The organism is Micromonospora sp. DT227 (assembly GCF_049841835.1).
Taxonomy (GTDB): Bacteria; Actinomycetota; Actinomycetes; order Mycobacteriales; family Micromonosporaceae; genus Micromonospora.
Map to the genome: position 1 here is coordinate 545609 of NZ_JBNCLA010000005.1, position 17593 is coordinate 563201.

A 17593-nucleotide genomic window follows, 5' to 3' on the forward strand; every position below is an offset into this window, starting at 1 on the left:
CGCTGGCACCGGCTTTATGATAATTGCATCCCGAGTGCCTCCCATGGCGGCGACGGCACGTGTTGAATTCGCACCCCTATAGCCGACCCTTATCGCGTGCGTCGCGACCCCTATATTCGTGCGCGACTACCCCTGAAGGAGTGGGAGCATGAGCGGTCCATCGGTCGCGGAGACTGCCGCGAAAACGGTGCCGGACGATTCCGGCGCGGCCGTTCCCGAAGGTCCCCACCGTTTTCGCGACACCGCGAAGATGATGCGTCTGTCGCAGGGCAACTGGCGCGAGGCGGAGAGCGGGGGCCTGATCAACCTGCACCTCGACTGCCGGCCCGACGGCACCCTGCACGACCCGGAGACGGGCCGCTCGTTCCTCAACCTCAGCTCCTACTCCTACCTCGGGCTGAACACGCACCCCGCGGTGGTGCAGGGGGCGATCGACGCCCTGACCGACCAGGGTTGCGTCGGCCTCGGCATCACGCCCACCCGGATGCGGCCGTCGGTGCTGCGGCAGGCCCAGGACCAGCTCTCCGAGATCTGGCGGGCGCAGTGTCTGCTGGCGATCTCGTGCAGCGTGGCGACCGCCGGACTGCTCCCGTTGGTGTCCTCGGGGCATCTCATCGACGGCCGTCCCCGGGTCACCGTGTTCGACAAGCGCAGCCATTTCTGCATGGACTACGTGAAGCCGATCTGCGCCGACGAGGCGCCCGTGCTGGTGGCCCCGCACAACGACATCGACTTCGTCGAGGCCGCGTGCAAGAAGTACGGGCGGGTGGCCTACGTCGCCGACGGCGCCTATTCCATGGGCGGCCTGGCGGATCTCGACGGCCTGTTGCAGCTCCAGGACCGGTACGGCCTTTTCCTGTGGATGGACGATTCGCACGCCATTTCCGTCATGGGTGACCGGGGAGAGGGCTACATCCGGTCGGCGGTGGACCGGCTCAACGACCTGACCCTCATCACCGGATCGCTGGAGAAGGGCTTCGGGTGTTCCGGCGGCGTGGTGATGCTCCCGGACTCCGTCGACCCCGCCCTGGTCAACACGTTCGCCGGGCCGATGTGTTGGTCGCAGTCCCCGAGCGTCGCCAACATGGGCAGCGTCCTGGCCGCCGCCCGGCTGCACGCCGGCCCGGAGCTGAACGTCCTGCAGACCCGGCTGCGCGCCAACCTCGACTACTTCGACTCACGGGTGCCCAGCGAGTCCGCCGGCAGCATCCTGCCGGTGCGGGCGCTCCCGGTGGGCGACCGCGACCTGGCCGTGGACCTGTCCCGCAGGCTGCTGGACGAGGGTTTCTACTGCGCGCCGGTCTACTTCCCGGTGACCTCCCGGGGCCGCGAGGGACTCCGCGTCATGATCCGGGCCAACCTCGGCGAGGACGACCTGCGCCGCTTCGTCGACCTGCTCGTCGACTGGGTGGTGCCCCACCTGGTGGGGGCGGACGGCGCCGTGGCTGCCGGGGACCCGAGATGACCCTCGTCGAGGGCGTGCCCCGCAGCCGGTCCCGCGGGATCTGTCGTTGCCTGCTCGTCACGCCGGCCACCCGGATGGAACGGTTCCTCGGCAGCGCCTCTGGAGCCGCCGACATCAACCTGCTCGACCTGGAGGACTCCGTGCCGGCGGAGGCCAAGCACGGCGCGCGGCAGGCGGTGGCCCTGCTCGACCCGGCCGAGGTGCCGGACGGATACAGCCTGCGGGTCAACCCGGTCCGATCCCCCGAGGGCGTGCGCGACCTGCACATGGTGCTCGACGCCCGGACCGCCCCGGACATGATCGTGCTTCCGAAGGTGGAGTCGCCGCACGACGTCGAACTCGTCGACGAGGTTCTGGCCGGCGCGGGGATCGACACCGTGCTCTGGGCGATCCTGGAGACCGCGTCCGGGCTGGAGAACGCGATGGCCGTCGCCCGGTCCCGTCCCCGCCTCGTGGCGTTGACCTTCGGCGCGGCCGACTTCTGCGCCGACACCGGCACCGCCATGGAGTGGGAGCCCCTGTTGATGGCCCGGTCCCGGGTCGCGCTGGCCGCGCGCTCGGCGGGGATCGAGGCGGTGGACGGGCCGACCTTCGACCTCGACGACGCCGCCGCGCTCGAGTCCGACGCCCGTCGCGCCGCCGGCCTCGGCTACACCGGCAAGGTGGCCGTGCACCCCGGCCAGGTCGACGCCATCAACGAGGTGTTCACGCCCAGCGCGGCCGACGTCCATCGGGCCGACCGGATCGTGGGGGAGTTCCGCCGCACCGGCGCGAGCATCATCACCATGGACGGCCGGATGCTCGGGCCGCCCTTCCTGCGGCAGGCCGAGAGCACGCTCGCGCGGGCGGGGCGGTCGCGGTGAGGCCGCCGCGCGCCTTCACCGAGGTCTCGCCGGGGCGGTACCGCGAGTCCCGGGGCCTCTACTACGACGAGTTCGACGTCGGTGACGTCATCGAGCACCGACCCGGCCGGACCGTCACCGACGCCGACAACATCTGGATGTCGCTGCTCAGCCTCAACGCCCACCCCCTGCACATCGACGCCGCCTACGCCGAGCAGACCGAGTTCGGCCGTCCCGTCGTGTCGAGCCTGGTGACGCTCGCCATCGTCGGTGGGATGAGCACCAACGGCACCAGCGCGCGGGCGGTGGCCAACCTCGGCTGGGAGGAGATCCGCCTGACCACGCCGGTCTTCGTCGGCGACACCCTCACCGCCGAGTCCGAGGTGGTGGCCAAGCGCCTCTCCCGGTCCCGCCCCGGCACCGGTGTCGTGACGTTCCGGACCCGCGGGCTCAAGTCCGACGGCACCCCGGTCATGACCTTCACCCGCAGCGCGCTGATCCCGTGCGCCGACGGGAGCGGCGCGGCGTGAGCGGGGAGACCGGTCTCGTCCCGTTGGTGCTCGACCGCGACGCGGTCACCGACGCGGCCGACCTGCCCGCGCTGGTCGAGGAGTTGCGCCAGGGGTACGCCGAGGGTCGGCGCGCCGCCGCCCGTACGCCGCTGCGGACCACCGTGACCACCACGGACCCGCCGGCGATGTTCGGCGTCATGCCCTCGGTCAGTGCCCGGGACGGTCTCTTCGTCACGAAGCTGGCCGCGCTGGTGCCGGACCGGCCGGCGGGGGAGCCCGCGATCCACGCGCTCTCGGTGGTGATGTCGACCCGGACCGGGCGACCGCTGGCGGTGCTGGACGGCGCGGCCGTGACCGACCTGCGGTGCGCCGCGGTCACCGCGCTGGTGACCGACGTCTGCACCCCGTCCCGGCCGCTGCACGTCGGCCTGATCGGCAGCGGGGTGCTGGCCCGGCAGCAACTGCGGGGGATGCGCGCGGTACGGCCGATCGCGTCGGTCCGGGTCGCCAGCCGCCGCGCGGCGAACGCCGAGGCGTTCGCCAGGTGGGCGGTCGGCCTGGTCGGCCCGGGGTGCCCGGTCGAGGTCGTCGACGGGCCGGACGACGTGCTCGTCGGGCGCGACGTGATCTGCACCGCGACCGGCTCGGCCGAGCCGCTGGTCACCCGGCTGCCGGCCGGGCCGGTGCACGTCAACTGCATGGGCGCGCACGCGGCGGACCGCCGGGAGGTCGCCGCCGACCTGCTGCGGGAGCACCTGGTCCTGGTGGAGGATCTCGACCTGGCCCTGGCCGAGGCGGGCCCGGCGCACCGGGACGCGACGGATCTCGGCACGCTGCTCGCCGACGTCCCGGCCGACCTGGCGTCCCGCACCACCGTCTTCAGCTCGACCGGCGACCCGTGGGCCGACCTGGTGACCGCCGGGCACGTGCTGCGCCTCGCCCGCGACCGCGCGGCGGTCGGCTGATGCGCGTCCTGGTGACCGGCGCCGCGGGCCGGCTGGGCGGGGCCTGCGTCGCGGCCCTGGCCGACGCCGGGCACGACGTCCGCGCCCTGAAGCACCGGCGTCCGGTGACGCCGGTCCCGGGCCGGCGGATCGAGGTGCGGCAGGGCACGCCGGCGGACCCGGCGACGGCGGCGGACCTCACCCGGGACGTCGACGCGGTGGTGCACTGCGCCTTCCGGTTCGCCGCGCACCCGCCGGCCGACTACCGGCGGGACAACCTGGACGCCGCGCTGCGGCTGATGGAGCACGGACACGCGAACGGGGTCCGGACCTTCGTGCAGGTGTCCAGCGTGATGGTGTACGGGCTGGACCCGGGCGTCGGCACGGATCCGCTGCCCGAGACGCGGTCACCGGCCGACGTCGCCGAGGTGCTGGACCCGTACCCGGCGATGAAGATCGAACTGGAGCGCCGGCTGCGCGAGTCGTCGGAACGGCTCGGCGTGAACCTGGTCGTGGTGCGCCCGGGGATCCTCTTCGACGACCGCACCCCGCCGGTCGTCCGTACCGTCGGTCGGGTCGGCCTGCTGGTCGGCGCCGGCCGCAACCATCTGCCGTTCGTCCACACGGCGGACGTCGCCGACCTGGTCCGGCGGGCGGTGGAGGACGGTCGCCCGGCGGTGTACCACGCCGCGCCGGTCCGACCGGCGCCGGCGCTGCCGTTCGCCCGCGCCTGGTGCCGCCGGCACGCGCCCGGCCTGCGGGTGCTGCCCGTGCCGCGGTCGGCCTACGCGGCGCTGGGCCTGCTGACCTGGTCCGCCGCCCGGGCCCGGGGCCGGCCCGCCCGGTGGCCCAACCTCCGCTACGGGATCCGCCGCGCCACCCGCGACCTGCGGTACGACGTGACCCGGGCCCGCGCGCTCGGCTGGGTCGACACGCACACCCGGACCGTCCAGGAAGGAACCGACCGATGACCGGCACCTGGCCGTTGAGCGAACCGACCCCGGTCACCGACCGCCTGGACGAGGCGTTCCGGCACGTCGACTTCGCCGGCTGCCAGGTGTTCGTCCTGCTGGGGCACCCACGTTCGGACATCGGCAAGGGTCAGCTGGTGGCGCGGCTGGCCGCGCTCGCCCCCGGCCCGGCGACGGTGGTCAAGTTCGACGGCATCCTCAACACCAACGAGCGCGGCAACCATCCCTCGCCGAACGACGACCTGGCCACCTACCGGCGGTTCCTGCCGGGCACCGTGATGGGCTGGCCGAACCAGATCCTCGGCGGCGACGTCCTGCTCTCGTTCCTGCGCGAGTTCGGCGGCACCGACTGGGAACATCTCAGCTTCGTACCGCACCTGAGCCGGTTCTTCCTGCTCACCCTGCACCGGGCCTGGGTCGACGCGGGTCGTCCGGACCACCTGTTCGTGGAGCTCGGTGGCACGGTCTTCGACCAGGAGCTGACCACGTACGCGCTGCCGGCGCTGTCCATGCTGGGCACGTCGGCCAACGCCCGGGTGACCACCGCGCTCCTCTCCGAGCTGCCGGGCGGGTTCGTGGAGCCGAAGACGCGGTCGCTCCAGGACTGCCTGACCGGCAGCCTCCGCTTCGGCCTCCTCTACGACGTGCTCTTCCTGCGCGTGCCGGAGCGGGATCCGGGGGACGACGAACTGGCCGCCCTGGAGGCGGCCGTCGCGGCGAAGCTGCGGCGGCACCTGGTCCACCGGCCCACGCCGCCCCGGCTGGTGGTCGTCCCGACCTTCGAGGGGCCGGCCCTGGACGGGTACCTCGACTACCTGCACCGCCGGCGACACCTCGTCGCCGACCTCGGCCGGCCGGCGGCCGGCGTGACCATCACCGGCGGGTCGGGGCGCCGGTCGGAGGAGACGAGAGAGGGAACGGTCCCATGTGCGGGATAGCTGCCGCCTTCCCCGCCGACCGGGCCGCCGTGGAGGCGGCCCTGGCCGGCATGCGCCACCGCGGCCCGGACGCGACGGCCGTGCTCGACGACCCGCGGTTCACCCTCGGGGTGGTCCGGCTCGCCATCACCGACGTCGCGCACGGGGACCAGCCGCTGCGCTCGCCCGGCGGGCGGGCCTGGGTGGCGTTCAACGGCGCCGTCTACAACCATCGCCGGGTCCTCGACGAGCTGGGCGTGCGGCCACCGTCGGGCAACGACGGCCACGTCGTGGGCGTCCTCTACGAGAAGTACGGGCTGCGCTTCGCCGACCACCTGGAGGGCATGTACGCGGTCTGCCTCTACGACGTGGAGCAGGACGTCCTGGTGGTGGCGGTGGACGGCATCGGGATCAAACCGCTGTACGTGGCGCGCGGGGGCGGGTCCACGTTCGTCAGCAGCACCCCGGAGACCATTCCGGCCGAGCTGCGACCGTTCGCCTGCCGGGTGGCCCCGGGGACCGTGTGGTCCTCGCGCGGGGAGGTCGTCGCCATCGAACCCCGCCCGCGCGAGGGGACGCTGCGGGACCTGGTGGTGACCGCCGTACGGGACCAGATCCCGACCGAGGTGCGGTGGGGCTGCATGCTCAGCGGCGGCCTGGACAGCTCGCTGCTGACCGCGATCGCCGCCCGGGAGGCCGGCCGGGTCAGCACCTTCACCGCCGGCATCGAGGGCAGCCCCGACCTCGACGCGGCGCGGGAGGTGGCGGAACACCTGGGCGCCGACCACCATGAGGTGATCTTCGACGAGACGGAGATCCCCGACCTGCTCGACGCCGTCGTCACGCACACGGTCAGCCCGGACGTCTTCACCGTGCTCGGCGGCGTCGGCACCTGGCTCACCGCCCGCCTCGCCCACGCCGCCGGGGTCAAGGTGCTGCTCTCCGGCGAGGGCGCGGACGAGCTGTTCGGCGGCTACGGCTTCTACGCCGACCTGCCACCGGCCATGGTCGAGCCGTGGATGCGGTTCGAGCAGCAGGACCTGGGCGCGCGGGAGTGCCTGCGGCTGGACCGCTGCGCCATGGCGCACCACGTCGAGGCGCGGGTGCCGTACCTCGACTCGGCGGTGATCGCCCACGCACGGGCCCTGCCGCCGGACCGCAAGATCGACCGTTCGGTGCGGCCGGTGCGGCAGAAGGTCGCGCTCCGGGAGGTCGCGGAGGAGTTCCTCCCGTCCCACCTGGCGCACCGGGTCAAGATGCCGTTCCCCGACGGCGCCGGGTACCTGCACGCCGTCGGACGCTTCGCGGCCGGCCGGATCTCCGGCGCGGACCTGGCCGAGCTGTTCGAGCAGCCGGAGGCCGCCGCCTTCCTCCAGGCCGCGCCGGAGATGCAGGGGTACGGCCTGCGCACCGCCGCCTACCTGTGGCAGCGCTGGAGCGAGCGCTTCGGAGACCTGAGCGCCGACTACCGGGGTCTGGTCCGTCGAGGACTGCTCCGGCGCACCCTGCGCCACGGCGCCTACACCCGGGCGGACTTCCTCGCGGCGCTCGGGTCGTCCGGTCCGGCGGTCGATTGAACACCTACAATTCCCGGTACGAAAGGGACGGACGGCGCGCCCAGCCGTCGGTGACGAGGGAGGCTTGCCGTTTCATGCACGCTGCGCAGGACAGCTCGCTGATGGACCCACCGGCCGCGGCGGGTCCGGACGATCCGGCCGACGGCGGGTCGGACAACGCCTCCCTCGCGGCAGCCCGTAAGCGGTCGCTGGCGATCGAGCAGGAGTTGCGCGAGGACCCGTCCCGGTTCCGGGTGCTGACCGGCGACCGGCCCACCGGCCGGCTGCACGTCGGTCACCTGTTCGGCTCGCTCGAGAACCGGGTGCGGTTGCAGGACGCGGGGGTGGAGACGTTCGTCATCATCGCCGACTACCAGGTCATCACCGACCGGGACGCGGTCGGCCCGGTGGGGGAGCGGGTCCTGTCGCTGGTCACCGACTACCTGGCGGTGGGGCTCGACCCGCGCCGCTGCACCATCTTCACCCACTCCGCCGTACCGGCGCTCAACCAGTTGATGCTGCCGTTCCTCGCCCTGGTCACCGACGCCGAGCTGCGCCGCAACCCCACGGTGAAGGCGGAGCTCGCGGCGACGAACGGTCGGCCCATGTCCGGGCTGATGCTGACCTACCCGGTCCACCAGGCCGCCGACATCCTGTTCTGCAAGGCCAACCTGGTGCCGGTGGGCAAGGACCAGTTGCCGCACGTCGAGCAGACCCGGGTGGTCGCCCGCCGGTTCGACGAGATCTACGGCCGGGCCGACAAGCGGCACGCCGTGTTCCCCCGCCCGGACGCCCTGCTCTCCGAGGCGGTGAGCATCCTCGGCGTGGACGGGCAGAAGATGAGCAAGTCCCGGGGCAACGCGATCGAGCTGGCGATGAGCGCCGACGTCACGGCCAAGCTGATCCGCCGGGCCGTCACGGACAGTGAGCGGACGATCACCTGGGAGCCGCAACGCCGCCCCGAGGTGGCCAACCTGCTGTTGCTCGCCGCGCTCAGCAGCGGCCGGTCGCCGGAGGCCATCGCCGACGAACTGGCCGGCGCCGGCGCCGCGGGGCTGAAGGCCGTGGTCACCGAGGCGGTCAACGAACGGCTCGCCCCGATCCGCAGCCGGCGCGCGGAGCTGGCCGCCGACGAGGGCTACCTGCGGTCGATCCTGGCCGAGGGCAACCGTCGGGCGAACGAGGTCGGCGACGCCACGCTGGCCGAGGTCCGCGACGCCATGGGGATGGTCTACTGAGCCCTCGGGGAGGGGACCCGGTGCACACTTCGACCGGATCGATCGCGTTCGTCAGCATGGGCCACTACCCGTCCGGCTTCCGGGTGGGGGGCATCTCCAACGTCATGGCCGGCTGGGCGCAGGCGCTCAACGGGCGCTACGACGTGCACGTCGTCGCCGTCTACGACACGGTGCCCGACGACCTCGACGAGGCGTTCGCCGCGCACGCGCACCGGTTGGCCGGGGTCCGCAAGCACGCGGTGGGCAGCCCGGCGGAGGCCGCCGAGGTGGTGGCCGGGATGGATCTCGTCTCGCTGCACCAGGAGGCGCACTGGCTGCCGTACCTCCCCCAGGCCGGCCTGATGATGCACAACCCGCCGTGCTTCACGCCCGGCCGGGTGTGGCCGCCCGCCGCCGACCCCGGGGCGCTGCGCGCCGCCATCGCCGGCGCGCCGTCGCGGCAGGCCTGCTCGCGGTGGCTGGCCGGGCTGATCGAGGCCGAGGTCGCCGCCGGGGTGGACGTCGTCACCCCGTTCGTGGCGGCGGAGTTCGTCGGGCAGCCCCGCGTCGAGAAGGGGCGGCACGTGGTGTGGGCGGGACGACTCGTCGCGAACAAGGGCCTGGCCGACGCGGCGACTGTCGCCGGTCGTCTCGGGGTGGAGCTGCGGGTCACCGACGTCACCCCCGGCGTGCTCGACCCGGAGACCGCCGGGTTCCGGGACCGGCTGCGCCGGCTGCCCGGCGTCCGACTGGTCCCGCCGCCGTCGTCCCCCGCCGAGGTGGCCGGCCTGTTCGCGGCGGCCTCGGCGGTGGTCCTGCCGTCGATCGGCGAGCCGTTCGGCATGGTCTCCATCGAGGCGCAGGCCAGCGGCACGCGGACGGTCGTGTACGCCGACGCGGGCCTGCCGGAGACCGTCGGGCCGGCGGCCGTCGCGGTGCCCGTGGGGGACCTCGACGCGCTGACCGCGGCGGTGCGGGACGCGTTGGACGCGCCGGAGGTGCCGGCGGGCAGCCGGGCCTGGGTCGCCGAGCGGTTCAGCCTCGACCGCTCACTCCGGGCGCTGCTGCGCAGCCTCGGTGGTGGTCCCGACCCGGTCGGCGCCGGCGCCCCGGTGCCCGCCCGGACGCCCGGGACCATCGGATGAGCGGCCCGGGCGGTACGCCGCTGCGACTCGGGCTGTACGCGCTGCCGTTCGGCTACGGGCCGGCGAGCAAGGCCGTCGCCGTCGCCCAGGCGGTCCACCGGCGGTTCGGCGACGGGGTGCGCTGGACGTTCGTGTCCAGCGGTCTCGGACTGGAGCTGCTCCGGCGCACCGGGCTGCCGGCCCGGGTCGTGGACACCGGCAGCGTCCACGAGGCCGAGCAGGTCGGCGGTGAGCTGCGGCCGACCCTGGACGCGATGATCGTGGTGATGCACCGGCCGTTGGCCGCCCGCCTGGCGCCGGAGCTGCCGGTGTTCTGCGTCGACAGTCTGGCCTACATGTGGCGGCCGGACTCGTTCGCCGGTTTCCCCGGCATCCGGTCGGTGCGCCGCTACTGGGTGCAGGATCTCTTCGACTCCGTCGAGGTGATGGCCCGCACCGGGGTGCCGAACGTCCGGGCCGTCCCGCCGATCACCGACGTCGGGCCGGAGCCGGCCGACGCCGGGCCGGCGGACCGGGCCGGAGCGCCGTGGGTGGCCAGCCTCGGCGGCCTGCTCAACCCGTACCCGGGCAGCCAACACGTCTACCTCGCGCAGGTGCTGCGCCTGGTCGCCGACGCGTCGGCGGGCCCGCCGGTGGTGCTCACCAGCGCGGGCGCCATCGACCGGTTCGGTGACCTCTTCGCCGGGGTCGACGCCCGTTCGCTCAGCCACGACGCGGCGCTCGCGTTGTTCCGGCGGGCCGGCGCGGTCCTGGCACCCCCGGGGCTGACCACGATCCTGGAGCTGGCCCAGCTCGGCCGTCCGATGCTGCCGCTGCCGCCGGAGAACTACTCGCAGGTGCTCAACCTGCGCCGGTTGCTGCGCCACCACGGCACGGAACTGGGCCCCGCCTGGCGGGTGCTGGACGACGCGTACCGCCCGATCGGGGCCGACCTCCCCGAGGGCGACGGGGTCCGGGCGGTGCACGACCTCAACGAGCGGGTGCTGCCCGATCCGGCCTTCGGCGCGGCGCTCGCCGAGGCGTGGCGGCACCCCGACCAGCGGGACCGGCCGCTCCCCGCGGCGCTGCGCGCCCCGGTCAGCGGCGCCGCGGTCATCGCGGCCGACCTGGCGGACTGCCTCCGGCGCTGACGCCGCCCGCCGGCACCGGCACGGCGGGCGGCGGCGCGGGGGCGTCGGCCCGGTAGCGGCGGCGCACCCGGGCCAGCGCGATCGCCGCCAGGGCGGCCAGCGGCAGGAACACCAGCGGCCCGAGCGGGCTCACCAGCGGAGCGACCACGGTGCTGCCGAGCGCCACCGCGCCGGTGTTCGTCGCCATCGTGACCGCGGCCCCGGTCGCCTGGTCCGCGTCGCCGGCCTCGCCCATCACCAGCGAGGTCAGCGCGGCGTGCGCCAGCGGCAGCGACGCGCCGACCAGCGCCCCGCCGACGATCCAGGCCGGTACGCCCAGCGTGCTCGCGGTCGCCCAGGTGAGCAGGCCGACGGCGAGCAGGCCGAGCCCGAGCTGGGCCAGCCGGCGGTCCGGTATCCGCCGCCGGGCGGCCACGGCCGCCGCACCGGCGGCGGTGAGCGCCACCACCGAGACGGTCACCGAGAAGACCACGGCGGGCAGGTCGGCGGCCCGGATGAGGCGGGCGACGTAGAGCCGGGACGTGTCGCTGGCCAGCGCGTATCCGGCAGCGGCGAGCACGGCGGTGGAGCCGAACAGCCGCCAGGAGGGCCGGGCCGTCGGCGTGTCGGCCGGCCGGGGCGGCGGCGGCCCGACGCCGGACGTGCGCGCCGCGGCCAGCATGATCACCGTGACGGCGAGGAAGGTGACGGAGTTGGCCACCGCCGCGACCGGCACCGGATGGGCGACGGTGGCGATCAGGAGGGCCGCCACCGGCGGCCCGGCGGTGCGGCCGAGCTGGAACTGGATGCTGTCCAGCAGCAACTGGCGGGTCCGGCTCGCGCTGCCCGGCCAGGCGCCGACCAGGGCCAGCCAGGACGGGCCGCCGAAGCCGACCGCGAACGGCGTGACCGAGCAGACGACCGCCACCAGCAGCGCCCGGCGGGTGGACAGCCCGTCGCCGGTGTCCCAGGCCACGACGGCCACCGCCAGACAGCTCGCCGCCTCGACCGCGGACGACCACACCAGGGTACGGACGGGTCCGAGCCGGCGGGCCGCCCGCGCCCCCAGCAGCACACCGGGGATCGTGCCCAGCAGCGCGGAGATCTGCCACACGGCGAGCACCGCCGCCGGCAGGCGGTTGTCGCCAAGCGCCCAGGCGATGTTCACCCACTGGGCCGACGCCGCGGTGTTGGACAGCAGGGCGAAGCACCAGAAAACGGGGAAGGGCACCACCTGGCGAGCCTACCGGCCGGCGGGCCGGACATCGGCTCCCGTCGCTGCCGGATAGGGGTCGTGCGGGGTTGGCAATCCGGCCACCGTGCCCGAAGCTGGCAGCGGCGCCACCGCCGGGTGCGCCCGGACGACGATGGGAACGCGGTGCACTTCGGACTCGGCTTCGACGAGGCGTACGTGCCGCACGCACGGGTCCTCATCGAGAGCATCCTGCGCGAGGGCGCGCTGGCGACGCCCACCTTCTGGCTGGTCACCGATCACGACCTCGGGGCGGACCTGCGCGACGCGGTCCGCCGGCAGGTCGGCGACCGCGGCGAGGTGCGCTTCCGGCCGGTGGACCGGGTCGCGCACCTGCCGCTGTCCACCCGGGACAGCGCACGACACATCTCCCAGGGCATGTACCTGCGGCTGTTTCTGCCGTGGCTGGTGCCCGTCGAGCTGGACCGGCTGGTCTACCTCGACTGCGACATGCTCTGCACGGGGTCGCTGGCCGGGCTCGCCGACGTCGCGCTCGGCGAGGCGGTGGTCGGTGCGGTGCGGGACGCGTACACCCGGCGGCTGGCCGACGGGGGCGCGCTCCCGGGGCTGCGGGAGGAGGCCACGCTGGACCCGCAGGCGCCCTACTTCAACTCCGGCATGTTGCTGATCGACCTCGCGCGGTGGCGCGACGCGGACGTCACCGGCCGCGCGCTCGACTACATCGAGCGGCACGCGGACGCCGCGCGCTACCCCGACCAGGACGCGCTGAACCACGTCCTGTTCGGACGCTGGCTGCGGCTGTCGCACCGGTGGAACCACATGATGGGCTGGCGGCTGGAGCCGGTCTACGGCGGTGACCCGGCGCAGGCGTCCCTGGTGCACTGCGTCGGGCCGAAGAAGTTCTGGACCGACGAGTTCCCCGACTTCAGCGAGTTCGGCCGGCGCTACTGGAAGTACCGCGCGGAGCTGGACGGCTGAGGCGACCCCGGCTCAGGCGAGGAACGGCAACCGCTCCGCCAGGACCGGATCCGCCGCCGGCAGGCCGCTGACGAACCGGTCCACCTCCTCCACCGCCTGGTCGCCGAGCCGGCGCAGCTCGCTGCCCTGCGCGCCGGCGACGTGCGGGGTGACGAGCACGTTCGGCAGGGCGCGCAGGGGATGGTCCAGCGGCAACGGCTCGGGATCGGTCACGTCCAGCACGGCGGAGAGCCGGCCCGTACGCAGGTGCCCGAGCAGCGCCTCCTGGTCCAGCAGCCCGGCCCGGGCGGTGTTGATCAGGGTGGCGCCGTCGGGCAGCAGCGACAGCCCGGCCGCGTCGATCATCCCGGCCGTCTCCGGCGTGAGCGGGGCGTGCAGGCTGACGATCGACGACTCCCGGAGCAGGTGCGCCAGCTCGACGGGGCGTACCCCGAGCCGCTCCGCGTCGTCCGGGTCCAGGAACGGGTCGTGGCAGAGCAGCCGGAAGCCCAGGTCCGACAGGCGGGCCGCCACCAGCCGGCCGACCCGGGACGCGCCGACCAGGCCCACCGTCCGGTCCGCGTTGCCCGTCGCCGGGTAACCGGTGAGCAGGGCGCGGCGGTCCAGGCTGCGCCGGTAGCGGTCGGCGGCGGCGAGGACGTTCTTGCCGGCCAGCAGCACCATCGCCACCGTGTAGTCGGCGACCGGCACCGCGTTGGCCCGCGCCGAGGTGGTGACCCGGACGCCGCGCTCCCACACCGCCGGGTCCAGCAGTTCCTTGACCGAGCCGCCGGTGTGGACCACCGCCCGCAGGCGGGGCATGGCGGCCAGCTCCGCCACGCCGAGGCGTGGGCAGCCCCAGCCGGTCAGCAGCAGCTCGGTGCGGCGCAGCGCCGCCGGGGTGGCGTCGGACCAGCCGGTCCAGGGGTCCGGGGGGAGGCTGACCAGCCGGTCCAGCCGGGCCCGGCTGGTGGGGGCGAAGAGCTGGTCGGGCAGGTCCGCGCGCATCAGCAGGGCGGCCGGGAGCATCCGCGTCCTCCTCAGTAGGCGAAGCTGACGCTGCGGGGCCGGGGCCGGGCCTTGTAGCGCGGCTGCTGCCCCTTCTTCCACAGCAGGCTGGCCAGCTCCACCGGGTGCACCGGGTCGCCGGCCGTCGCCGCCCGGTGGGCCAGCCGCTCACAGATCTCGACCGCCGCGGCCCGCAGCTCGACCTCCGCCGGGCTGCCGTGCGCCAACGGCCGGCCGGCCCGCAGCGAGTCGGCCAGCTCCGCGTCGATCTCCAGCAGCCCGTCCTCGATCAGCACGTGCGGGATGAGGTTGTCCGCGAACGCGGTCAGCCGGCCGAGGTCGGTGAACCGTCGCGCGCCGCCGGGGTCGTGGCACAACGACAGGCCGTACGTCGCGAGCTGGGCCCGCTTGTGGAACGGCACGTCCAGGTCGCCGTGGCGGGAGACGTCCCGCCAGTGCGGCATCCCGGCCAGGATCGCCACCATCGCCGTCGGCGACCCGGCCGCCTCCTCCACCAGCGCCGGGTACTCCCCACCGAACCGGTCCCCGGTGTACGCGCCCAGCTCGTTCCAGGCGGTGGCGAACATGGTCATCAGGGTGAACGCCGGACCCCGCGTGGGTTGGCCGAACATCTCCGCGCAGGCCCGCCCGTCCAGCCCGGCCAGGTACGCGGGGGGCGGCACGCCGTCCCGGCGCACCCGGTCGAGCAGGAGCTGGCCGATGGTCCGGGCGCCGGACAGGCCGGGCAGCTTCACCAGGTGCGGGTGCAGGCCGGAGCCGAAGTTGACGGCGTCGCGGACGATCACGAAGCCGATCCGGGTCCGTTCGTCCGGCAGCCGGGCCAGCCCGGACTCCACCGGCGGCTGGCGGCGCAACTCGTCGAGGTAGCCGGCGTCGACCGGGCGCGCCGACGGCCGGGCGTGGGTGGCCCGGGCCGCCACCGAGGCGGCGGCGACGCGCAGCGCGGCCGGGTGGTCGACGGTGTGGTCCGGCGACGCGGTCCGGCCGGTGGTCTGGTCGGTCATCCACTCTCCTCAGAGCTTCGCGGGACCCAGGGACTCCAGCGCGGCGAGGTGCGACTCCGCCACCCGGGCCCAGTCGTACGTGGCGCGTAGCCGCCCGCTCGCGGCGCGGGCCCGGTCGAGGCGGGCGTCGTCCAGCGAGTCCAGGCAGCGGGTCAGGTCCTCCCGGGTGCGGCCGTACGGGATGGCGGACCCGCCGAGCATCTCGATGAGGAAGGGCCACGGCGACACCAGCGCCGGCAGCCCCCGCCCGATCGCGTCGGCCACGGTGCCGGTGGCCAGCATCTCGCCGTCGCGGAACGGCAGCACCAGCACGTCGATCGCGGCGAGCCGCCGGTTGTACTCGCGGCGGGGCACCAGGTCGTAGGGCACCACCCGGATCCGGGGGTCCGGTGACCGGGGCAGGTCCGGGGTGCCGGAGAGGACCAGCAGTTCGATGTCGTCGCGGGCGGACGCGGCCACCGCGTCGATGACCAGCGCGGTGTCCTTCTCCGGGCGGGGCGCCCCGATCACGCCCAGCCGCAGCGCGCCCGGGCGCAGGCCGTACTCCCGCTCGGTACGGGCCCGGTCGTCGGCGCGGATGTCGGTCATCAGGTCGCCGAAGTGCCCGTGCGGAATCACCCAGTGGCGGGCATCGTCCGGGTAGGGCAGCACGTCACGCGCCCGGTCCCGGCCGCGCGCGCTGTGGTGCACCACGCCGTCGGCGGCCGCCGCCCAGGCCTGGTAGACCGGCCGCCACCGCGGCTGCCGGTCGTGCGGCGTGAGGTTGTGCTGGGTGAGCAGGAGCCGTACCCCGCTGTCCCGGATCGCGTCGATCAGCGCGAGGTGCCCGGCCAGCTCCGCCGGGAGCAGCCGCTCCGGCCAGTGCAGGTGGAACACGTCGACGTCGGCCAGGATCTCCCGGTGCCGGTCGAGCTGCCCGCGGCCCAGCGCCACCTCGTGCACCCGGTCCCGCAGCGGACCGTAGAGCAGGGCGTCGTAGTGGTGGCCGTACGCCGAGCTGGCCACCCGCAGCTTGGGCGTCACCGACCAGGTGAACGCCATCCGGGTGGCCGGCGCCACCTCCACCTGGTGCACGACCGGCAGCTCGCCGAAGTAGCTGCGGTAGGCCGACACGCCCGCCACCTCGACGGTGGTGACCACGTCCGCCGGGCCGACGCCGAACTCGACCCGCAGCGGCCGGGCCGCGGCCTCCGTCACCTGGAGCGCGACCGCCTCCGGCGGCCGGTCGAAGCGCAGCTCCTCGTGCACGTGCAGGGTCCGGCCGCGCACCTCGTACCGGGCGTGACGCGTCGCGGGCACCGGCGGGAGGTCGGCGGGTGTCTGCCGCCTTCCGGGCTCCTGCCAGCGGTGGTGGACCACCTCCAGGCCGCCCGGCCGGTGGACCACCCGGTCGGGCCGGCCGGCGGGCACGACCGTACGCCCGTCCCGCACCGCCACGGGCACGCCGGTGGCGAGCGCGCTGTCCACCGGCACCTCGAACAGGCCGGGCCACTGCGGGGCGGGCAGGTAGTCCGAGACGGTGGACCCGACAAGCGGCAGGACGAACGCGGTCCGCGCCGAGCGGTACGACCAGACGCCGGCGTGGCGGGCGCGGTCGAAGAAGAAGACCGCGTCGCGCGGCCGGCGGGGCGTCGGGCCCGGCATCGGGACGGAGTCCAGCGAGTTCGCCGCGTCCAGCAGCTTGCCGAGGCAGTCGAGGGTCATCTGGAGCCGCCGTGCGGGGCCCCGGTACGCGTAGGTCGACCGGTGCCGGTGGGCCTGGATCAGCCCCTGGTCGAACCAGGGGCGGAGCGCGTCGAACGCGTCGCGGGCCCGGGCCGCCCACTCGTCGCGGCCGGTCGGGGACAGCTCGGGACGACGCGCCACGAGCCCGGCCAGTTCGACGGTGAGGCAGCGGGCCAGCGCCCCGGCGGAGCGGCCCCAGGCGACGGCGCTTCCGCTGTCGGTCACCACGAGATCCACCAGGGCGAGCGCGTCGCGGGCGCCCGCCGCCCAGGCCGGGCCGATCCGGGCGGCCAGCGGCTCGGCGACCGGATACAGGGCCGGGCCGTAGATGTCGAACCGGCCGGAGCCGTCGGTGGAGTCGTCCAACTGCCGACCCGGGGTCTCCTCGATCAGGTCGCGGGTGCGGCGGACCAGGTCGTCCAGCGCCGCGGCGTCCACCGGCAGCCCGAGTTCCGACCGGGCGTGCTCGCACCGGGCCAGCACCGCCGCGTAGTTGCGCGGCGTCCGGGCGTCCAGCCAGCTCTCGTGCGGCCCGGTGTCCACGGCGGCCCGCAGGTGCTCCCGCCGTTCCGGCGGCAGCCGGGGGAGCAGCGCGTTGTCCGCCCACGGGCCGAACCGGCGCAGCGTCTCCGCCACCCGGTAGGAGGCGAACGTGTGGGTCCGCTCGCCGTCGACCGCGCCGAGCACGGTCAGCAACGCGTCGTCGATCGGCGTGCCGGCGAGCCGGGTCACCCCGCCGGCGTGCAGCAGCCCGAGGACGTGGGCGAGGTCGGCGTGCACGTCCGCCTGCACCGGGAATCCGGCGAAGACGCGGGGCACCCGGAAACGCGGCGTGTAGCGCGTCACGAACTCGGTGAGCGTACGGGTCGCGAACCCGCGGAGGGCCTGACCCAGTGAGGACGGCTCCGGGTCGACGTCGGCGTCGCCCGGCGGGCCGGCCAACCACGGTGAGGAGGCCGCGGCCGAGCCCCGGGCGATGTGCACGCG

The 17593-nt window shown here is 74.8% G+C and carries 15 protein-coding genes; 11 read left to right on the top strand and 4 right to left on the bottom strand.

The window, feature by feature from the left end; all coding sequences use genetic code 11:
- The first annotated feature begins 187 nt into the window (after positions 1 to 187).
- The 10 genes from ACLQ2W_RS20670 (at position 188) to ACLQ2W_RS20715 (ending at position 10699) form a co-directional block, all read left to right on the top strand.
- The gene (locus ACLQ2W_RS20670) at positions 188 to 1465 is read left to right on the top strand and encodes an aminotransferase class I/II-fold pyridoxal phosphate-dependent enzyme (protein WP_425787884.1); all 1278 of its coding nucleotides are present in this window, start codon (positions 188 to 190) and stop codon (positions 1463 to 1465) included.
- On the top strand, positions 1462 to 2328 hold the full coding sequence (locus ACLQ2W_RS20675) for an HpcH/HpaI aldolase/citrate lyase family protein (RefSeq protein WP_405090466.1): 867 nt from the start codon (positions 1462 to 1464) through the stop codon (positions 2326 to 2328). The genes ACLQ2W_RS20670 and ACLQ2W_RS20675 overlap by 4 nt, the downstream gene beginning before the upstream one ends.
- Positions 2325 to 2837, top strand: coding sequence for a MaoC family dehydratase (locus ACLQ2W_RS20680; protein ID WP_405090465.1), 513 nt, complete (start codon positions 2325 to 2327; stop codon positions 2835 to 2837). The genes ACLQ2W_RS20675 and ACLQ2W_RS20680 overlap by 4 nt, the downstream gene beginning before the upstream one ends.
- A complete protein-coding gene (locus ACLQ2W_RS20685; RefSeq protein WP_425787817.1) occupies positions 2834 to 3784 on the top strand; it encodes an ornithine cyclodeaminase family protein in 951 nt (316 codons plus the stop codon). Before ACLQ2W_RS20680 ends, ACLQ2W_RS20685 begins: the two co-directional genes overlap by 4 nt.
- Positions 3784 to 4734, top strand: a complete 951-nt coding sequence (locus tag ACLQ2W_RS20690) for an NAD-dependent epimerase/dehydratase family protein (RefSeq protein ID WP_425787818.1) — start codon at positions 3784 to 3786, stop codon at positions 4732 to 4734. The genes ACLQ2W_RS20685 and ACLQ2W_RS20690 overlap by 1 nt, the downstream gene beginning before the upstream one ends.
- Positions 4731 to 5672 (top strand): hypothetical protein, encoded by a 942-nt coding sequence (locus tag ACLQ2W_RS20695; RefSeq protein WP_425787819.1) that lies wholly within the window; start codon positions 4731 to 4733, stop codon positions 5670 to 5672. Before ACLQ2W_RS20690 ends, ACLQ2W_RS20695 begins: the two co-directional genes overlap by 4 nt.
- Positions 5660 to 7228 carry an asparagine synthetase B family protein gene (locus tag ACLQ2W_RS20700; protein WP_425787820.1) on the top strand — a complete coding sequence of 523 codons (1569 nt, stop codon included), beginning with the start codon at positions 5660 to 5662 and terminating at the stop codon, positions 7226 to 7228. Before ACLQ2W_RS20695 ends, ACLQ2W_RS20700 begins: the two co-directional genes overlap by 13 nt.
- A 74-nt stretch (positions 7229 to 7302) precedes the next feature.
- Positions 7303 to 8445, top strand: coding sequence for a tryptophan--tRNA ligase (trpS, locus tag ACLQ2W_RS20705; protein WP_425787821.1), 1143 nt, complete (start codon positions 7303 to 7305; stop codon positions 8443 to 8445).
- 20 nt (positions 8446 to 8465) lie between these two features.
- Complete coding sequence (locus tag ACLQ2W_RS20710) at positions 8466 to 9569, top strand: glycosyltransferase family 4 protein (protein WP_425787822.1); 1104 nt, start codon at positions 8466 to 8468, stop codon at positions 9567 to 9569.
- Entirely contained in the window at positions 9566 to 10699 is a 1134-nt protein-coding gene (locus tag ACLQ2W_RS20715; RefSeq protein WP_425787823.1) for a hypothetical protein, read from the top strand. Before ACLQ2W_RS20710 ends, ACLQ2W_RS20715 begins: the two co-directional genes overlap by 4 nt.
- On the opposite strand, the gene ACLQ2W_RS20720 is transcribed toward ACLQ2W_RS20715, so the two are convergent.
- Positions 10662 to 11912, bottom strand: a complete 1251-nt coding sequence (locus ACLQ2W_RS20720) for an MFS transporter (protein ID WP_425787824.1) — start codon at positions 11910 to 11912, stop codon at positions 10662 to 10664. The two genes, ACLQ2W_RS20715 and ACLQ2W_RS20720, sit on opposite strands and share 38 nt — an antisense overlap.
- A gap of 144 nt (positions 11913 to 12056) precedes the next feature.
- Between ACLQ2W_RS20720 and ACLQ2W_RS20725 the strand changes: the two genes are divergently transcribed.
- The gene (locus tag ACLQ2W_RS20725) at positions 12057 to 12869 is read left to right on the top strand and encodes a glycosyltransferase family 8 protein (protein WP_425787825.1); all 813 of its coding nucleotides are present in this window, start codon (positions 12057 to 12059) and stop codon (positions 12867 to 12869) included.
- 12 nt (positions 12870 to 12881) lie between these two features.
- On the opposite strand, the gene ACLQ2W_RS20730 is transcribed toward ACLQ2W_RS20725, so the two are convergent.
- Genes ACLQ2W_RS20730 through ACLQ2W_RS20740 form a run of 3 tightly spaced genes read right to left on the bottom strand, consistent with a single transcriptional unit; the run spans position 12882 to position 17590 of the window.
- Positions 12882 to 13877, bottom strand: a complete 996-nt coding sequence (locus ACLQ2W_RS20730) for a hydroxyacid dehydrogenase (RefSeq protein WP_425787826.1) — start codon at positions 13875 to 13877, stop codon at positions 12882 to 12884.
- A gap of 11 nt (positions 13878 to 13888) precedes the next feature.
- Positions 13889 to 14881 carry a queuosine salvage family protein gene (locus tag ACLQ2W_RS20735; RefSeq protein WP_425787827.1) on the bottom strand — a complete coding sequence of 331 codons (993 nt, stop codon included), beginning with the start codon at positions 14879 to 14881 and terminating at the stop codon, positions 13889 to 13891.
- Positions 14882 to 14890: 9 nt separating this feature from the next.
- A complete protein-coding gene (locus ACLQ2W_RS20740; RefSeq protein WP_425787828.1) occupies positions 14891 to 17590 on the bottom strand; it encodes a hypothetical protein in 2700 nt (899 codons plus the stop codon).
- Positions 17591 to 17593 lie beyond the last annotated feature (3 nt).

Coding starts and splice junctions, on each gene's coding strand:
- ACLQ2W_RS20730 (WP_425787826.1), bottom strand. CDS start 13,877: ATGCTCCCGGCCGCCCTGCTGATGCGCGCGGACCTGCCCGACCAGCTC.
- ACLQ2W_RS20690 (WP_425787818.1), top strand. CDS start 3,784: ATGCGCGTCCTGGTGACCGGCGCCGCGGGCCGGCTGGGCGGGGCCTGC.
- trpS (WP_425787821.1), top strand. CDS start 7,303: ATGCACGCTGCGCAGGACAGCTCGCTGATGGACCCACCGGCCGCGGCG.
- ACLQ2W_RS20735 (WP_425787827.1), bottom strand. CDS start 14,881: ATGACCGACCAGACCACCGGCCGGACCGCGTCGCCGGACCACACCGTC.
- ACLQ2W_RS20700 (WP_425787820.1), top strand. CDS start 5,660: ATGTGCGGGATAGCTGCCGCCTTCCCCGCCGACCGGGCCGCCGTGGAG.
- ACLQ2W_RS20715 (WP_425787823.1), top strand. CDS start 9,566: ATGAGCGGCCCGGGCGGTACGCCGCTGCGACTCGGGCTGTACGCGCTG.
- ACLQ2W_RS20675 (WP_405090466.1), top strand. CDS start 1,462: ATGACCCTCGTCGAGGGCGTGCCCCGCAGCCGGTCCCGCGGGATCTGT.
- ACLQ2W_RS20695 (WP_425787819.1), top strand. CDS start 4,731: ATGACCGGCACCTGGCCGTTGAGCGAACCGACCCCGGTCACCGACCGC.